The organism is Flavobacterium sp. GL_143, assembly GCF_057834355.1.
This window is the reverse complement of sequence record NZ_CM174401.1, coordinates 2,883,089-2,901,227: the sequence shown is the minus strand read 5'-3', so window position 1 is coordinate 2,901,227 and position 18,139 is coordinate 2,883,089. Positions and strand designations below refer to the sequence as shown.

Genomic DNA, 18,139 nt, shown 5'->3' with positions numbered 1-18,139 from the left:
TTTAATTGTTTTGTTCATTGTTAAAAAATTGATCAAGAGAACTTAAATCTAAAATATTTACACTTCTGGCTTTACTACCTTCAAATGGACCTACAATTCCTGCAGCTTCTAATTGATCTATCAATCGACCTGCACGGTTGTAACCCAGCTTTAATTTTCTTTGTAATAATGAGGCCGAACCTTGTTGGGCATTCACAATTATCTCGGCAGCCTCTCTAAATAAAGTATCTCTTTCGGAAATATCCATATCAAGATTAATGCCAGTTTCTTCCCCTACAAACTCTGGGAGCAAATAAGCAGTAGAATATGCTTTTTGTGAACCAATAAAATCAGTAATTTTTTCAACCTCTGGTGTATCGATAAAGGCGCATTGTACACGAACAACATCGTTTCCGTTGGTATATAATAAATCTCCACGTCCTATTAACTGATCTGCTCCTTGCGTATCTAAAATAGTTCTCGAGTCGATTTTTGAGGTAACTCTAAAGGCTATTCTCGCAGGGAAATTGGCTTTTATCAAACCTGTAATTACGTTAACCGATGGTCTTTGTGTCGCGATTATTAAGTGTATACCAATAGCACGAGCCAATTGCGCTAAACGAGCAATAGGAACCTCAACTTCTTTTCCTGCTGTCATAATTAAATCGGCAAACTCATCGACTACCAAAATAATATAAGGTAAGAATCTATGTCCTGCTTCTGGATTTAATTTTCTAGCTTTAAATTTATCATTGTATTCTTTGATATTTCTAACCATTGCATCTTTTAATAAAGAATAACGGTTATCCATTTCAACACAAAGTGAATTTAATGTATTTACAACTTTTGCATTATCGGTAATAATTGCATCTTCGGTATCTGGAAGTTTAGCCAGATAATGTCTTTCGATTTTATTAAATAATGTTAACTCCACTTTTTTAGGATCCACCAAAACAAATTTTACTTCGGCTGGGTGTTTCTTATATAATAATGAAGTAAGAACTGCATTTAATCCAACCGATTTTCCTTGTCCCGTAGCTCCAGCCATCAATAAGTGAGGCATCTTGGCTAAATCGACAACAAATGTTTCGTTAGAAATTGTTTTACCCAAAGCAATTGGCAATTCCATTTCAGCTTCTTGAAATTTAGCCGAACCAATAACGCTTTTCATCGAAACCATTGTTGGGTTCTTATTAGGAACTTCTATACCAATTGTTCCTTTTCCTGGAATTGGTGCAATAATACGAATTCCTAATGCCGATAATGACAATGCAATATCGTCTTCCAGACTTTTAATTTTCGAAATTCTGATTCCAGCTTCTGGTACAATCTCATACAATGTTACCGATGGACCTACTGTGGCTTTAATCTGTGCAATTTCGATTTTATAGTTTCGAAGTGTATCTACAATTCTATTTTTATTTTCTTCTAATTCTTCCTGATTGATTGTAATTCCTCCAGTAGAATATTCTTTTAATAAATCGATTGTAGGGAATTTATAATTAGATAAATCCAAAGTAGGATCAAACAAACCAAAATCGGCAACTAAACGTGATGCTAAATTTTCTTCGATTATATCTTCTTCCGGAGCTTGTTCTATTACAAAAGACTCATCGTGCGAAGCAACAACTTCAGGTGCTTTAGACGCAACATCCATTTTGATTGGCTTTATAACCGGATCCAAATTTATCTCTGATGAGTGAGCAATCGTTGGCTTTAAAGCTTCTTTATTAATTTCGAATTGAGAATCTGGAGTTTTTAAATGGATATTATCTAACTCTTCATTTTCATCAATCGCAAATTCTTCTAAATTATAAGCTCCTTTATCTGTATTTAATGAAGATGATGAATTTAAACCTGAACGAAGTTCTTTTTTGGTATTATCAAAAAAGGCTTGAATCTTATCTGGTGATATTTTTATTTTGAAGATTAAATAAATAATCAATCCAAAAAGCAAACTTAACAAAGTTCCTGTTTTACCTATATAATCTTGTAAAAACAAATTAAGCTCATACCCTATCGTTCCGCCTAACTCTGGTGCCGATGTGGCAAAAAAACCAAACAATATTGATATTATAATAATGACAAATAAATCCCAAAACCAGATGTTTTTAAGTTTTCTTAGCGAAAGCTCCAAAATCAGAAACATTCCTGTTAAGAAAAATAAACGAACAAATATAAAAGAGGCTAATCCGAATCCTTGGTAAACCAATAAATCGGCTAAATAAGCCCCGAATTTTCCGAGCCAGTTTTGCACAGGTTCGCTTCGATCAGTAAGTGCTGTTAATGCGCTCTGATCTGATTGTCCGTAGATATAAAAGGAAATAAAAGCAACTAATAATGCAACGGAAAATAATACCAAAAGGCATCCCAAGACAATTTTTTGTTGCTTGGTCATTTTCTTAGACGTAACTGTCTCAGATTTGGATTTATTTTTATTGTCTACAGTTTCTTTTTTTGTTGTTTTTGCCATTCTTATTTTGGGTGCTAACCGCTTAAATATTTTGTATATATGGTATATATATTGTTAATCCGATTGCTATTGCTGTCATTGCTGCAAAAAACACTGCGCCTGCAGCAATATCTTTAATAAAACCTATTCTTTCGTGATAATTAGGATGAATAAAATCGGCTACTTTTTCTACAGCCGTATTCAATCCTTCCACGCTTAATACTAAACCGATGGCTAATATTTGAAAAAGCCATTCGGTATTTGTAATATGAAAATAAAATCCAGCAATTGTCATTATGATTCCTAATGAAAATTGCACCATTACGCTATGCTCTGTGCTTATAAGCTTTGCAGCTCCTTTATAAGCATAGGTAACGCTTTTTAATCTTCCTTTAAAAAAAGAATTATCTTTTTTAAATTCCATTCTTTGGATTTTATAGTGCAGCTAATGCAGCTTCGTAATTAGGCTCATTTGCAATTTCTGCAACTTGTTCTGTATGTGTAACTTTTCCGTTTTCATCAACAACAATAATCGCTCTTGAGTGTAAACCTGTTAATGGTCCGTCAACAATTTCTAATCCGTTTGCTTTACCAAAAGCTCCTTCTTGAAAATCCGACAAATTAACTACATTCTCTAATCCTTCTGCACCACAAAAACGTTTTTGAGCAAATGGTAAATCTCTAGAAATACATAAAACTGTAGTGTTCTCTAGATTACTTGCATTCTCATTAAACTTTCTAACTGAAGTTGCACAAGTTCCTGTATCGATACTTGGAAAAATATTTAAAACTAATTTTTTACCTGCAAAATTGCTCAATGAAGCAACCGAAAGGTCATTTTGTACTAATTTAAAATCAGTTAGTTGTGAACCTACTTTTGGTAATTCTCCTGATGTATGAATTGGATTTCCTCCTAATGTTATTGATGCCATGTTGTTTGTTTTTTTATGAGGTTCAAAAGTAAGGATTAAAATTTGAATCTAAAAGAATTTGTTATCGGTTTAGGGATTGTTTCCGAGTACACATTCGTCATTGCGAGGAACGAAGCAATCTTGTTTAATCTGCTCGTTTCAATGTTCTGCAAAGTTTACTTTTATTAGTGTGGTTGCTTCGTTCCTTGCAATGACTTTGATTGGCTAGACCTTTGTCAAAGTTTTGAGCCAAGGCTGTAAGGAACTTGGTTTTGAACTTTGACAAAGGTTAGCGCTGAAACTTTGTGGATTTTGATTGCGGAGACGCACTGCGGTGCGCCTCTACAGTTGCGATATCATTACTAATTTTATTTAATAGTATATACTCTATTCTAGATATAGCTTATACTCTATTTCTATTCTCTTTCTTCTATTCTCTTTTCTTTCTTCTCTTTTCTTTCTTCTCTTTTCTTTCTTCTCTTTTCTCCGCGAGAGGGATGGTCGCTGGCTACCGAAGTAGCGCACACAGCCCTACAGCATTAAGGAAAGGGGCGTATGTAGATTTGCTTGGTTTGCCCCTTTTTTTAATGGTGGCTCGCCCAAAGCTTGATTATAGGCAATAAAAAAACGCACCCCGTTAAGAATGCGTTTTTAATAATAATTATTTTTTTTAACCTTTTAAGCCTAATAATTATTTATCGATTGATCCTAAAACACGTTTCATAAACGTATTTAATGCTTCTTTTTTATCAGTTCCCTGAACTACCATTTTATGCACTTCTAATGCTCCGTACATATTAGAAATCAATTCGCCGATTACATCTAATTCTTCATCTTTTAATGATGGAATTTCGGTCATTGCCTCCAAAACTTCAATAGTTTCGATGATATAATCCTGATCGTTTTCTTCTATAAACTGCGTTAATTGTTTTATTACTGGTAATTTCATTTTTTTATTGTTTAAAGTTTAAGGTTTTAAAAAGTTTAAGGTTCAAAGTTTGCGAGTAAAAATTGCTCGATGAAGTTTAACTGTTAAGTTCGTCAACTTTAAACATTAAACTAAAAAAACTTTAAAGAATCTCGTTTACTAACTCGATTAATACTTCTTGTTTGTTGGTTTGTGTTTCGTTTACCAATTTACCATTTACAAATGTTGCAAATGTTGGTAAGTTACTCACATTAGCTAATTTTCTTGATTCTGGTGAATTTTCGGCATCTACCAATACAAAAGTTAATGCTTCATTTTCTGTAGCTAATTTTTTGAATTTTGGTTTCATTATGCGGCAATTTCCACACCAAGAAGCCGAATATTGCACGACAACTTTCTCATTTTTAGCAACTAAATCTGCTAAAGTATCTTCATTTAATTCGATTAACATTTCTTTTGTTTTTTAAAGGTTCAAAGTCGCAAAGGTTCTAAGGTACTAAGTTTTAGACCTTAGAACCTTGTGACTTTTTATTTTGAGATTGTAATTTATTAAGATTCTATTGTGCTCGAGTTTAAATCTTAGAGACTTTGCAACCCTGAACCTTAGAACCTTAAAAAAAATTAGTTTGCGCTTAAATACTCAGCTGTACTTAATCTATCTGCGCTCATTGCTTCTTTACCAGCTTCCCAGTTTGCAGGACAAACTTCTCCTTTTTCCTGGATATGTGTGTAAGCATCTACCATACGTAAGTACTCGTTTACGTTACGACCTAATGGCATATCGTTAACACTTTCGTGGAAAATTTTTCCTGTTTCATCAATTAGGTAAGTAGCTCTGTAAGTTACGTTTGAACCTTCGATGATAACTGAATCTGTTTCTTCGCTGTATTCTGTAGAATCAATATCTAAAATTCCTAAAATGTTAGATAAGTTACGGTTTGTATCAGCTAAGATTGGGTAAGTTACCCCTTCAATTCCACCATTATTTTTTGGAGTGTTTAACCAAGCAAAGTGTACTTCGTTTGTATCACATGAAGCTCCGATTACGATTGTATTTCTTTTTTCAAATTCTGGCAATGCAGCTTGAAAAGCGTGTAATTCTGTTGGACATACAAAAGTAAAATCTTTTGGGTACCAAAACAAAAGTACTTTTTTGTTCTTGTTTACTGCTTCTTCAAAAATATTGATTTTTAAATTATCTCCCATTTCTGAGATGGCATCAATTGCAATACTTGGGAATTTTTTTCCTACTAAAGACATATCTTTCGTTTTTAAGTTAATTATTTATTTGATGCAAAAGTAATGTATAAACCCATCCGGAAGCAATAGGATGTGATTATAAAAATTTATCCATTAATAAACTTTAGCTATGACAGAAAAATGTGTTTTTATAATTTATTGAAGCTCAATATTTACCGGTAATTTCCCTATACAATTAGAATTTTCTAAAAGTTGAATTCCTGCATTTTTTTGAAACGTAATAAAATCCTGATATACTTCGATAAGTCCTAAAGCTTGTTTTGCATTAGGAATTATTGGTAAAACATACGGGTTCCCGAAAACGTAAAGTATACATTTTTTGGTTTTCAATAATTTCCCTAAAAGTTCTAAAACCGATTCTTCGATATCGAAATTATTAAGTGGTTTTGCTTTTGGTACAAATAACGAAATGATAATTGTATCGAATGGTTCTAAATCCTGTTCTACTGAAGAAATTGTAGTATTACCTACTTCGATTGCAAATTCAGGGCTCGCTAATTGTGTATTTAATGTTTTAAAGAAATCATTGTCTACGCTTTTGTATAAGCTTAATTTGGCAAGTGTATTATTTGCATGTGCTTTAAAAACAGTTTCGGTAGTAGAATTATCTATAATTTTTGTGATACTGTTTTGTGCTATTTTTTCGTTTAATAAAGCTGTTTTTTCAAAATCTAAAATTCCTGAACCTGCTTCTGCCTCATTAAGGATTCCTGCTTTTTCTTTGCATTTCCAGATTCTGTTAAAACTTTCTTCGATACGTTCTGGCGAAGCATTTTCTAGAATTGCCTGAATTCCTTCGGGTACATTTTCGGCAAAACACAACACATCGTTTCCTGCATTAAATGCTTCCCACTCTAGTTGTCCTTTTACATCATATAATTTTGATACGCTGTGCATATTTAATGCATCCGAAATCACTAATCCGTCATAACCTAATTGTTCTCGTAATAAGGTTTCGATAATAGGTTTTGATAATGTTGCTGAGGTATCTTTTCCTGAGTTTAAAGCTGGAACTGCAAGATGTCCTATCATAATAGAATCGACATTATGCTCGATTCCTTTTATAAATGGATATAATTCGTTTTCTAATAATTCTTCTAATGTTTCTTTTAGAACTGGTAATCCCAAATGTGAATCTACATTGGTGTTTCCGTGTCCGGGGAAATGTTTTAAACAACCTAAAACTCCAACATCTGACATTCCTCTTAGGTATTCTAAAGCAAAATGGGAAACTTTTTCTTTGTTCTCTCCAAATGAACGATACCCTATAACTGGATTATCTGGATTATTATTTATATCGGCCAATGGTGATAAATTATACTGAATCCCTACCGATTTAAGGTCTTGCCCTATTTGTTTTCCTACTTCGTAAACCAAATCTGATTTGCTCTCTGGCAAAGCTCCAAGGGTAATTGCATAAGGATATTGTGGTGTTTTTTCTACACGCATTGCTAATCCCCACTCGGCATCAATACTTATTAAAAGTGGTGTTGGAGCACATTTCTGGAAACGCTCTATTCTCTCTTTTAACTGTTTATAACTATCATCGTTAAAAACGATTTTTTTGTTGCCCTCGTAGTTTGTTGCAGCACTGGCTCGACTATGAAAAAACGTCAATCCGCCGATGTTATATTCTCGTATTAATCGTTCAGTTTCCTGAATATTTTCTTCGGTATCATTTATAAAAACTGCAGGAAAGAAAAACTGTCCTACTTTTTGTTGCAATGTTTGTGGTATTTTGCTCATTAGTTAATTGTTTTTTTCATGCATACGCTATTATCCATAACATCATACGGAGGATAATTTGGTATTATTGAATATTCTGCTTTTTTGTATAGCGATATAGCTTCTGGTTGGTTTATGCCAGTTTCTAATATGGTTTGTTTGTATTCTATTTCTGAAGCCCAAAGTTCTAATTCGGCTAGAATTCTATATGCGATTCCTTTTTTGCGGTAATCGGGATGTACAAACATTCTTTTAATCTCGACAGTTTGGTCATCATATCTCCTAAAAGCGCCACAACCTGCGGCCACTCCATCTTCATAATACACAACTACATGTTTTATTTTATCGGTTTTATTAAACTGATTATAAAAATCGTGGTCATCTCCATCTCTAATTTTTAAATCCTGATCTAGTAAATAAACCAGATTTGTAAAATCTATATTGTCTGATGTTGTTCTTTTTAATGTAATCATGATGATAAAAAACTATAAAATTCCTGTTTTATTTAAGCTTCTTTTTCTTCTGTTTTGCAAGTAGTGCTTTGGTTTGCAATGCTTTTTCTAGTCTGTTTTTAAACCTAAAAAGTTTTGGCATTCCTTCAATTCTATCTTCGAGCGTAATTTCTTCGTAAATTAGAATGGCTTTTTCTAACACTCGAATTTCATTATCTACATCATTTTGGTTTTTATAAATAGTTGCCAATCTATCATAAGAGTGATTTCCTCTAAAACCTTCATTACTATTTTCTTCGTATAACGCAATTGCTTTTTCAATCTCTCCTGCTTTTTCAAATTCAATTGCTTTCAGGTTACGTTCAACCTGTATGTTTTCATTGATTTCCATGGGCGTTATATTCTAATTAAATCTTATTCTATCTTCTTACCAAAGTCTTTTGGAAAGAATAAAAATCGGGAAAGTATTACTCCCGGAATTGTTGCCAAAAATACCCATATAAAGAAATTTCCGTATCCTAAATATTCCTGAATATATCCGCTTACCATTCCTGGTAACATCATTCCTAGTGCCATAAATCCTGTTGCAATAGCATAATGTGACGTTTTTGATTCTCCTTCGGCAACATAAATTAAATACATCATAAAGGCTGCAAATCCGAAACCGTAGCCAAACTGTTCTACAATTACAACTGCATAGATATAATAAATAGAGGATGGATGAAAATAAGCCAACAATATAAAACCAATAATAGGTAAGTGCATTGTTAGGATCATAGGAAGCATCCATTTAGTAAGTCCATGCTTTGAGATAGCAATTCCGCCTAAAACCCCACCAAGCATTAATGCAATTAATCCGAAGGTTCCGTAGATTAAACCAATGTCTTCGGTATCTAATCCCATTCCGCCTTTTTCAATTGTTTTATTGCTTCCTTTGCTAGCTACTAATTGATTTACAAAATCTATCCTGGGTTTATTTAGGCTTTTATATTCTTTTGCATCTTTATTTTCTACCTCTTGTAATAGATTTTTCGAATTTCTTTTCTCAACCTGAATTGGTAATTTCGAATACATTAATTTTAATTCATCATCAGATAATTTTTCTCCTGTCTTAATTTTTGAATTATAAATTGCTAAAGCTTTAACCTGACTTTCATCTGAACTTGTTTCGACTAATTCATATTTTATTGGATCTACTAAAAATGGCGTTAGCATTTTCATTAATTGAGATTCTCCTAATCTAAATAATAAGATAAATGCAAGTGCTAGTACAATTTGTTTTTTTCTGAAGAAACTTGCAAAAACGGAAGCAAAACTTTGATCTGCAATTTCTTTAGCAGTTCCTGCTGCATTAGTTTCTGTTCTTGGTGTCGAGAAATAATTGTATGTCGTTATAAATGTCATTAATAAACCAACAAAAATCATCGTATATGACCATGCTTTGCGATTATCTCCGTATTTGTGCTCCAGATAACCTGCTAAAAGGACTATCAAGCCGTTTCCTGCCAACATCGAAAGTCTGTAGAATGTGCTTCGGATTCCGAGAAAAAAAGATTGTTGCTCTTTGGGTAAAACCAATAAATAAAACCCATCGCTCGCAATATCATTAGATGCCGAGGCAAAAGCCGCAACCCAAAATATGGCTAAGGTTAATATGAAGAAATTATTTAGCGGAATGGTGAATCCGACAATTAAAAACGCAATCGATATAATTAATTGCATCGATAAAAACCACTTTCTTTTGGTTCCGTTCAACTCTATAAACGGGCTCCATAATGGCTTAATTACCCAAGGCAGGTATAATAAACTGGTATAAACACCAATATCTTCATTTGTAATCCCTAAGTTTTTGTACATAAGTACCGAAACCGAAATAATTACCGCATAAGGCAATCCAGATGCAAAATTCAAGAATGGAATCCAAAACCAAGGTTTATTTTCTGTTTTCATCTGTTATTTCAGCTACGTTTATTTTAAATCCTTTTTTTAAATCTATAATAGTTGGAGTACTTTCGTTTGCATAATAATCGATAAATGTGATTGCGCAAGCTTTGTACTTTTTCATTGTTCGCTCTGAAAGAACAAAATAAATAGAACCATCAATTTCATGAACTGTCAATTTATCTATAATTTGTGTAGCGTCATTTATATCAAGTTTTGCCTCACTTTCGGCACCATAAACTACAATGTAACGTACTTTGGTATTCTGCGGATAGGTAACTTTAAATGAGTAATTAACACTATCTTTTGTAAACTCACTTACTGTAGGAACATCAGCCACTACCTTTCTAAGATTAGGAACTGCAAGCGGAATCGCAGGATATTTATATTGATTCTCTGCCAAAAGGCGTACTACATCCTGGTTTTTATTTATAAGCAGTTTTGCACTAAAATAAGCACTTCCGGTAACGTTACTAAAACTTCTGGCATAATCAACCTGATTAGGAATTTCTGTTGCAAGATTCCAACTTTTATCACTATCGGCTCTAATTTTATACGGACTATGCCCGATATAAATAGCAACATTATTAGAGTTTTCTGACCACCACTTTACTAGTTTAGAATAATTAGCTCTCGGATTATTCATACTCCAATACAGTTGAGGTATTATGTAATCGATCCATTTGTTATCCATCCATAAAACAGGATCTGCGTATAAATCATCATAATTAGATGTCGATTGTGTATCTGAACCTTTTGGATCTTTAGATTTATTACGCCAAACCCCAAAAGGGCTAATCCCAAATTGTACCCAAGGTTTACATGTTTTTATCGTTGTCGAAATAGTATGAACAAAGCTGCTCACATTAGCTCTACGCCAATCGGCTAGACTAACACCATTCCCATATTTTTTATAAGAAGCTGTATCATTAAATTGTTTTCCAGGAACTGCATAAGGATAGAAATAATCATCAAAATGTATTGCATCAATATCATAATTCTCTACAACTTCTTCTACAATCGTAGTTAAATGCTTCTGAACTTCGGGCAAGGCTGGATCATAATATATTCTTCCTCCATATTCTATCATCCATTCTGGATGTTTGATTATATCATGATTTGGGCTTAAACTATCTTTTTTTAAGTCGAATGCAGCTCTGTATGGGTTCATCCAGGCATGGAACTCAAATCCTCTTGCATGTGCTTGCTCAATCATCCAAGCCAAAACATCGTAATTTGGTTTTGGTTCCTGACCTTCTTTTCCTGTCAAATAACGCGACCAAGGTGCTAACTCTGAAGGATAAAAAGCATCTCCAACACTTCGTATCTGTACAATTACAGCATTAAAATTTAGTTTTTTGTAAGTATCCAGAATTTCGAGATAATCAGCTTTTTGTTTTTCTCCACCATCTATTTTACTTTTAGGCCAGTCAATATTAACAACGGTCGCAATCCAGACTCCTCTAAATTCATTTTTAGGATGTTGTTCTTTTTTCTGAGCGGTTACACTCCACCCTGAAAATATAAAAAATAAAAAAAATAATATTACGTGCTGATTTTTATGCATTTCAATCTTAATTTATACAGAAACCAAAAATAGTTTTTTTAGTGAAGTTTACAGGATAATTTATTAATAAAAATTTATAACTTACAGAAATGTAAGCATTAATAAACCTAAACAGAATCTACATTTAATTAAACAACTATATATGAACCAAATATAATTGTTTTCGTTAAGAGTCAAATTTGATTTTATAGTCCTACTTCCATTATGGTAAATTCCTGCCCTGACTTAAAAAAGGTTATCTGAGTATCTATTAATCCAAATTTCTCGTAAAAAGACTTTTTGTTTACTCTCGCATTACACCAAACTCGTTTTATACCATTAGTTTTAGCACGTTGCAAAATATATTCTAAAAGCTTTGTTGCATAACCTTGCCCTTGTTGTTCTGTTAATGTTGCTAGTTTCCTAAATTGCATTTCCTCGTTATCCTCAAAACAAGAAACGATAGCAACGAGTTCAGATTCATTATATAGCCCAAAATGTACACCTAAATCGTCTTCCTTTAATTGTACAAATTCAAAAGGCATATCGGGCCACATCACTTTATGCCTGATTTCCCAAGTTTCTGAAGCTGGAATTTCCTTGATTATCATAATTACTTTTCTTTAACTTGGACAAGAACCCAAAATTAGAATTTATTATTACAAGTGAATCTGGTTTGACTCACAAAGCTTTTATAAATTTTACAGAATTCACCTATATTAAAATTCTAACATATATGCACTTTTACTTTATAAATCATATTAATAAAAAACACATCCTACTATATTTCAAACAAATACAAAACACTTTCTTAAAAAAACCATAAAAAATAAATAAGATATATCTTTCGATTTCAGTTTATAATATTTAATTTTAATGTCTAAATAATAATTACACTAACAATTCACACGTATGAAAAAGTTCTTTTTAATCACGCTATTATGTATCAGTGCAAACAGTTTTGCCCAATTAATACAATTTGGCCCTATAGTTTCTTCTAACATAACTTCTATCCTAACAGATGATTATAGCTCCGATAGTTCAGGAACTTCGGTAGGTTTTGGAGGATTTGCCAGAGTAAATGTATTAATGCTTTATGGACAAGCTGAATTTGGATATGCACAATCTAAATTTACTGTTTCTGAAACAGGAATTGCCGATACCGATTATAAACTATCAGGAACTGAAGCTACTCTTATTGTAGGTTTTAAAATTGTTCCTCTAGGAAAACTAGGAAACGTAAGGATTTTTGGTGGTTACAACTGGAAAAATTATTCTAATATAGATATGAGTAATGACCTAAACTATATCGACATTGTTAAGAACAACAATAGTTTCCTTGGCGGAGTTGGTGTCGATTTATGGAAATTTACTCTAGATTACAGATATTTAGCAGGAGTTACAGATATTGATGCATCTGGTTTAAAAGCAAAAACAGCTGTTTCGAATATCAGCTTGGGATTCAAATTCTAAAGAAAATAACCTTATTATATAAACGAGAACTTAACTTTAAAATTAGGTTCTCGTTTTTTTTTACCCTTTCACAAAAAAATTAAATATTTTACTGTTTCCCATAATCTCTGGAATAATTTTCTTTTGTATTTTTATAAAATAAAACAACTATTTTTAACCTTAAACCATACTATAATGGGAAAATTTGTAATCACGAAAAGAACTAACGGAGAGTTCCAATTTAATTTAAAAGCTGGTAACGGACAAACAATTCTTGCAAGCGAAGGATATTCGGCAAAAGCAGGTTGTTTAAATGGCATCGAATCAGTAAAAACCAATTCACAAGACGATTCAAAATTTGCCAGAGAAACAGCTAAAAATGGTAAACCTTATTTCAATCTAAAAGCAACCAATGGTCAAATCATCGGTACAAGCGAAATGTACGAAAGCGTAGCAGCAAGAGACAACGGAATCGAATCGGTAAAAACCAATGCACCATCTGCAACTACAGATGATCAAACTAGTTAAAAATAGTTTAAACATATCTTTTAAAATATTAAAACCACTCTTATAGGGTGGTTTTATTTTTAGAACCTCCCGAAGTGTTGGGACTACCTCTACGCTATATCTTTCTGTTTTGGCAAGAAAAAGGATGCGACTATGATCTAGGCTAGAGCTTTCGCTTCTGTTAAAAAAATAGTCCAAAAAACTCAATATCAGTCTTAATCCTTAACTAAACGTTAAAATATATAAAATTCTTTTTTAAAATAAAAACTAACTATCAGTTAGTTAAATAATTTTTTAGAGTACATTTACTAATAAAATTAATATAAATTATGAAAACAGGAGTAGTAAAATTTTACAATGAAGCAAAAGGATTTGGATTCATTACAGAAGAAGGTACAGGACAAGACATTTTTGTACATGCATCAGGCTTAAAAGAACAAATTAGAGAAAGTGACTCTGTTCAATTCGAAGTAGTTGACGGAAAAAAAGGTAAAAACGCAGTTGAGGTTACAGTAGCTTAATACTCGCATCAATTACGATTGCCTATTGGTTTAAATATGAAGATAAAAGAATAATATTCGATATACTCTCAATAATAAAACCCGACACATTACTCACAACAGTTTAAGAAACAAAAAAATCCTGTAAACATTGTTTACAGGATTTTTTTTGTGGTGTCGATGATAATCATATTATTAAAACTGATTCCTTTTTTATTTCAGATTCTTAAATCTATTTAATTTAAAGCTAATTAAATATTACAACTTTGAGTCATACAAAAGTATTGATTCACTAATTTTGAAACTTAAAAAACTTAAAAAACTTAAAAAAATAAATACAAAATGAAAAAATTCTACCTTCTAATACTCGTTCTTCTCACTACCAATACTTTCTCACAAATTAATTCCCCAAATGGTGATAATCTTTTTTATTACAATGGTCTTGCTGATGTTCACTTTAAATATCCTGAAAGAGGATCTGGAGGAAGAGCATTTGTTCATGCAGATTACAATGTTTTGGCTATAAATTTCCAAAGTGATTTTACTGGTGGTACAAGAATAGGAAATGATGTATACTTCAAAGATGGTGGTAATTCATTTATCAATTCAGGGAATTTCGGAATTGGTACTACAAACCCAGACGAGAAACTTACAGTAAATGGTAAAATACATGCACAAGAAGTCAGAATAGATATCTCCGCCCCTATGACTGTTCCTGATTACGTTTTCGCAAAAGGATATAAATTAAAATCACTGCAGGAAGTAGAATCATTTATAAAACAAAACAGTCATTTACCCGAAATCCCTTCCGCAAAAGAATTAGAAAAAGATGGCATTCTATTAGCAGAAATGAACTTAAATTTATTAAAAAAAATTGAAGAATTAACTTTATACGCAATAGAACAACAAAAAAACACTGATAAACTCACTAAAATTATTGAAGAGCAAAATAAAAGATTAGAAGTTCTTGAAAAAAAGAACTAAACAAAAAAATCCTGTAAACATAGTTTACAGGATTTTTTTGTGGAATTAATTTTATCATTCTTACACTCAACAAAAACAACGAACACAAACAATTGAAAATCTTTACTTTAAATACAAATAAAATATTTTTAGAACTAAATTTCAAAAGAAAAGAGGTAAATTTATTCTCCTTAAAAAAATAGAAATTATGAAAGTATTAAAAGTAATCGAAGTTCTTTCTAGTTCAGACACTAGTTGGGAAGATGCAACTCAGAAAGCAGTTAGCAAAGCATCCAAATCTTTAAAAAACATTCGTTCTGCATATGTTCAAGAACAGAGCGTAACAGTCTCAGATGGAAAAGTCACTGAGTTTAGAGTAAATCTAAAAATAACATTCGAACTCGAATAGTGCAAATGAATTATTAACACAAAACAATTGAATTAAAGTGCCAACTAAAAACAAAAAAATCCTGTAAACAATGTTTACAGGATTTTTTATTGGAATTAACAATCAGGCTTCTATAATAATTTCATTTTTAATATTTAGGCATATTATTATTTAACGATATTATCCGTGTTGGCCTGAATTTGTTGGAGGCGTAATTTTTATTTTTTCCTCGTCGGTATCACCTCCAATAATTGCTTTCATATTCTTAAATTCTGCTACTTTAAATTTATCTAAAGATAATTTCTTAACCGTTTTAACTTGTTGCTTTTTCATAGTTTTTAGTATAAGTTTTTTTATTTTAAGTGAATATACTATCTCCTGTAATCAGTTAAAAACTCTTGTAGTCTGAATTTATAAATTTCGCCCATAAATTTCAACAATCTACATACTACAATATATAAGATATTTACCCAAAAGCGCATTATTTATAGTGGTTTGAGAAATCTATAAGATTAAAATAGTTTGTCAACACTTTTAAATATATAAAACCAATTTTACCAATTATTGCTCTCCATTTTTTATAAAATAAGATGGCTGATATCCTGTTTTCTTAAAAAAGGCTTTTGAAAAAGATTCTGAATTACTAAAACCTACCTCCTCTGCGATAGCTTTTATCGAATAATTTCTAAACTTTTTATCCTCTCTTAATCTTGTAATAGTATCTTCTATTCTTAAATCATTAATATATTGACTGAAGTTTTTATTTTTGTATTGATTAATAGCTTTGGATAAGTAAGTACTATTCGTCTCTAGTCTTTTTGCAAAATCTGCCAGATTTATATTTGGTTCTAAATAACCTTTATTTTTTTCAAATTCTGCGATTTTTTCCAAAATTTCATTTGCTTTCTCTTTTGGCAAAACAATTGTTTTTTGGGCATTCTCATTTGGCTCAATAACGATATCTGAAACAGGCTTTTCTATTTCGTTACTTTTATTTTCTGTATTATGTATATCGAGTAATTCATTTACTCTTTTTTCATAAAGTTGTTTTTCTTTTTTTGTTTTTAATAAATAAAAAAGAGAAAATCCAAGTCCTATAAGAACGATGAAACCGATACCAATGTAAATTCTTTTTTCCTGATTTATTTTTAAAATTACTTTTTCCTTTTGTAATAATAAATGAGGTGTATCATAATTTTTGTTTATCTGCTCTCCTAAAATAATATCATTTTTGCTTATATAAGAATCTATCTCGAGCAAACGATTCAAATAATATAACTGCTTTTCATTATTTTGTAATTTCTTGTATATTTCAATTAATTGGATACAATTATTGCGTAAATCTGCTGTGTTTAAACCACTCTTAACTAATATGGAATCTGCTGTTTCGAAATCATTTATAGCTTTATCTATGTCTTTTTCGTTTTCCAAATTGTTTTTACCTCTGTAATAATAACTAATTGCTAAATTCAATTTATCACTGGTTGGAGTTAGCATTATAATGGCTTTGTCTAATAAAACAGTACTCTCCCGAAATTGCTTTTTGTAACTATAACAAATTCCTTCATACATTATCAAATATTTATAAAATCGATTATCCGACTTTATTTGTTTCTGCAAATCTTTAATGTAATATAGTGCGGTATCTATTTTTTTTAAACGAATATAAATATCTGCTAAAACCCAGGTAGTATATACATAATCGATAGAATGTATGTTCTTAGATTTAAAATGATTATAATTTCTTATTATAAGTGGTAAGGCTTCTTCTGATTTTCCAAGTTCAATTTTAATTAATGCGATTTGCTGATTAACCAATAAATTTTGTTCAATATTTCCTTTCTGTAAAGAATATTTTTCTGCTTCCAGGATATTAGCCAATGAAGACTTTAAATCCATTTTTTTCATCAAAAAATTACTCTTCAATATATATCCTTTAGCAGGATAATTAAAATCATTACTGTTCTTAGTTAATGCAATGATAGTATCTGCGTATTGTAATGCAGCTGTATCATTGGCAGTAGTCATAGCTGCCATATACAATCCATTAGCCCGGATTATTTTATCTCTTTGTAGTTTAGATTTTTTATAATACACATTAGCGTAAAGGGCTTTCGTATTTTTATCTATAAAATAATTCTCAAAACGTTCATCCAATTCTTTAAAAGATATATTCTTGAGTGAATCTGGAATAACAAAAGTTTCTTCCTTTTGAGAGAAAAGCGCAGTTGTAAATAATAGTAAAATAATTAATATAGAATTCTTCATATTCTGGCTGCTATATTTTTATAATATCTGTTCATAAAATCATAACACATCATTTCATAATGTCTTTGTTTTGATCTAAAAATGCGATTGATATTCATATGGATAAGTGATGAAATAAAATCTTCTAAACTAGTTGACGATTTCATACTTATTATTTCTTTTATTACCTCGATTTCTTTTTGGGTTATTTTCACTAAGTCAATTAATCCTTCTAAGTAAACGGGCTCTTGTTTTTCTTGTAAATATAATATGATTTCATTTCTGTAGGTTCGATACAAAAAATCTAACTTCTTATTATTTTCTTTCTCAATGTGTTGTTCGCTCTTATAATCTTCTTGCATAGTCTTCACAAAACTAATTCGATTATTTAAAGGAATATTAAAACATTCTAATAAATCATTAATCATTTGTAATGAAGCAAATATCCTAGCGATTTCATCTTCCTGAGGTGTGGTATTAGTGATTAAATTTACTGTTTTTTCGCTGTGATAATAAAATAATTTTTCAACAAGTTCTATAGTTGATTCACCGTAACGCTCAATCTCTCTTTTATAAGTTGCCGTTACAATATCGCTCACTAAATCTTTTTTGATTAATTCACTAAAATGCGTCTGCATTAACTTTATTATTACTTGAATATTATCTAGGTTCTCTATTTGAAAACGCAATCTTAAATGATTATTAGGATCATTATATCGTATAAAAAACCACTGAACGATAAGTCCTTTTTGAACCAATTCATTAACAATTGGCAAGATACTTTCAGCTAAAACAAGGTCTGCCGAATAATGTCCACAATAAATTTTATAGTATAGCCATTCTTCTCCCAGAATAAAACTTCTCTTTACTTTTTGCGTATGCATCGTT

20 protein-coding genes are annotated in these 18,139 nt (G+C 31.2%); 5 read left to right on the top strand and 15 right to left on the bottom strand.

What is annotated here, in order from left to right:
* Position 1: 1 nt before the first annotated feature.
* From AC3IPI_RS12505 to AC3IPI_RS12450, 12 genes are all read right to left on the bottom strand, one after another.
* Positions 2 to 2,452, bottom strand: a complete 2,451-nt coding sequence (locus tag AC3IPI_RS12505; protein ID WP_489153030.1) for a DNA translocase FtsK — start codon at positions 2,450 to 2,452, stop codon at positions 2 to 4.
* A gap of 22 nt (positions 2,453 to 2,474) precedes the next feature.
* Positions 2,475 to 2,855 (bottom strand): diacylglycerol kinase, encoded by a 381-nt coding sequence (locus tag AC3IPI_RS12500; protein WP_039113880.1) that lies wholly within the window; start codon positions 2,853 to 2,855, stop codon positions 2,475 to 2,477.
* A gap of 10 nt (positions 2,856 to 2,865) precedes the next feature.
* Positions 2,866 to 3,363, bottom strand: a complete 498-nt coding sequence (tpx, locus tag AC3IPI_RS12495; RefSeq protein WP_489153028.1) for a thiol peroxidase — start codon at positions 3,361 to 3,363, stop codon at positions 2,866 to 2,868.
* Between the two features lie 670 nt (positions 3,364 to 4,033).
* Positions 4,034 to 4,291: a DUF6952 family protein gene (locus AC3IPI_RS12490; RefSeq protein WP_035621165.1), complete on the bottom strand. Its 258-nt coding sequence runs from the start codon at positions 4,289 to 4,291 to the stop codon at positions 4,034 to 4,036.
* A 121-nt stretch (positions 4,292 to 4,412) separates the two neighbouring features.
* Positions 4,413 to 4,721 carry a thioredoxin family protein gene (locus tag AC3IPI_RS12485; RefSeq protein WP_489153026.1) on the bottom strand — a complete coding sequence of 103 codons (309 nt, stop codon included), beginning with the start codon at positions 4,719 to 4,721 and terminating at the stop codon, positions 4,413 to 4,415.
* A gap of 170 nt (positions 4,722 to 4,891) precedes the next feature.
* Positions 4,892 to 5,530 carry a peroxiredoxin gene (locus tag AC3IPI_RS12480; RefSeq protein WP_039113877.1) on the bottom strand — a complete coding sequence of 213 codons (639 nt, stop codon included), beginning with the start codon at positions 5,528 to 5,530 and terminating at the stop codon, positions 4,892 to 4,894.
* A 135-nt stretch (positions 5,531 to 5,665) separates the two neighbouring features.
* Entirely contained in the window at positions 5,666 to 7,276 is a 1,611-nt protein-coding gene (locus AC3IPI_RS12475; RefSeq protein WP_489153024.1) for a glycoside hydrolase family 3 protein, read from the bottom strand.
* Positions 7,276 to 7,728, bottom strand: coding sequence for a GNAT family N-acetyltransferase (locus AC3IPI_RS12470; protein ID WP_039113875.1), 453 nt, complete (start codon positions 7,726 to 7,728; stop codon positions 7,276 to 7,278). The genes AC3IPI_RS12475 and AC3IPI_RS12470 overlap by 1 nt, the downstream gene beginning before the upstream one ends.
* 28 nt (positions 7,729 to 7,756) lie before the next feature.
* Entirely contained in the window at positions 7,757 to 8,098 is a 342-nt protein-coding gene (locus AC3IPI_RS12465; protein WP_039113874.1) for a hypothetical protein, read from the bottom strand.
* A 23-nt stretch (positions 8,099 to 8,121) separates the two neighbouring features.
* Complete coding sequence (locus tag AC3IPI_RS12460; protein WP_489153021.1) at positions 8,122 to 9,657, bottom strand: MFS transporter; 1,536 nt, start codon at positions 9,655 to 9,657, stop codon at positions 8,122 to 8,124.
* The gene (locus AC3IPI_RS12455) at positions 9,641 to 11,215 is read right to left on the bottom strand and encodes a glycoside hydrolase family 10-like protein (RefSeq protein ID WP_489153019.1); all 1,575 of its coding nucleotides are present in this window, start codon (positions 11,213 to 11,215) and stop codon (positions 9,641 to 9,643) included. The genes AC3IPI_RS12460 and AC3IPI_RS12455 overlap by 17 nt, the downstream gene beginning before the upstream one ends.
* A 185-nt stretch (positions 11,216 to 11,400) precedes the next feature.
* Positions 11,401 to 11,805, bottom strand: coding sequence for a GNAT family N-acetyltransferase (locus AC3IPI_RS12450; RefSeq protein WP_489153017.1), 405 nt, complete (start codon positions 11,803 to 11,805; stop codon positions 11,401 to 11,403).
* Positions 11,806 to 12,106: 301 nt separating this feature from the next.
* On the opposite strand from AC3IPI_RS12450, the gene AC3IPI_RS12445 reads away from it, so the two are divergent.
* From AC3IPI_RS12445 to AC3IPI_RS12425, 5 genes are all read left to right on the top strand, one after another.
* Positions 12,107 to 12,667, top strand: coding sequence for a porin family protein (locus AC3IPI_RS12445; protein ID WP_039113870.1), 561 nt, complete (start codon positions 12,107 to 12,109; stop codon positions 12,665 to 12,667).
* 174 nt (positions 12,668 to 12,841) lie between these two features.
* Complete coding sequence (locus tag AC3IPI_RS12440) at positions 12,842 to 13,174, top strand: YegP family protein (RefSeq protein ID WP_086893714.1); 333 nt, start codon at positions 12,842 to 12,844, stop codon at positions 13,172 to 13,174.
* A gap of 308 nt (positions 13,175 to 13,482) precedes the next feature.
* Positions 13,483 to 13,674 carry a cold-shock protein gene (locus AC3IPI_RS12435; RefSeq protein WP_035621148.1) on the top strand — a complete coding sequence of 64 codons (192 nt, stop codon included), beginning with the start codon at positions 13,483 to 13,485 and terminating at the stop codon, positions 13,672 to 13,674.
* Positions 13,675 to 13,995: 321 nt separating this feature from the next.
* Positions 13,996 to 14,637 (top strand): hypothetical protein, encoded by a 642-nt coding sequence (locus AC3IPI_RS12430; RefSeq protein ID WP_489153014.1) that lies wholly within the window; start codon positions 13,996 to 13,998, stop codon positions 14,635 to 14,637.
* Between the two features lie 187 nt (positions 14,638 to 14,824).
* Complete coding sequence (locus tag AC3IPI_RS12425) at positions 14,825 to 15,025, top strand: dodecin family protein (protein ID WP_039113868.1); 201 nt, start codon at positions 14,825 to 14,827, stop codon at positions 15,023 to 15,025.
* A gap of 159 nt (positions 15,026 to 15,184) precedes the next feature.
* Here the strand turns inward: AC3IPI_RS12425 and AC3IPI_RS12420 are convergent, their stop codons facing one another.
* From AC3IPI_RS12420 to AC3IPI_RS12410, 3 genes are all read right to left on the bottom strand, one after another.
* The gene (locus AC3IPI_RS12420) at positions 15,185 to 15,337 is read right to left on the bottom strand and encodes a hypothetical protein (RefSeq protein WP_165572111.1); all 153 of its coding nucleotides are present in this window, start codon (positions 15,335 to 15,337) and stop codon (positions 15,185 to 15,187) included.
* 228 nt (positions 15,338 to 15,565) lie between these two features.
* A complete protein-coding gene (locus AC3IPI_RS12415; RefSeq protein WP_489153012.1) occupies positions 15,566 to 17,272 on the bottom strand; it encodes a helix-turn-helix domain-containing protein in 1,707 nt (568 codons plus the stop codon).
* Complete coding sequence (locus AC3IPI_RS12410; RefSeq protein WP_489153010.1) at positions 17,269 to 18,135, bottom strand: thiopeptide-type bacteriocin biosynthesis protein; 867 nt, start codon at positions 18,133 to 18,135, stop codon at positions 17,269 to 17,271. The genes AC3IPI_RS12415 and AC3IPI_RS12410 overlap by 4 nt, the downstream gene beginning before the upstream one ends.
* Positions 18,136 to 18,139: the final 4 nt, after the last annotated feature.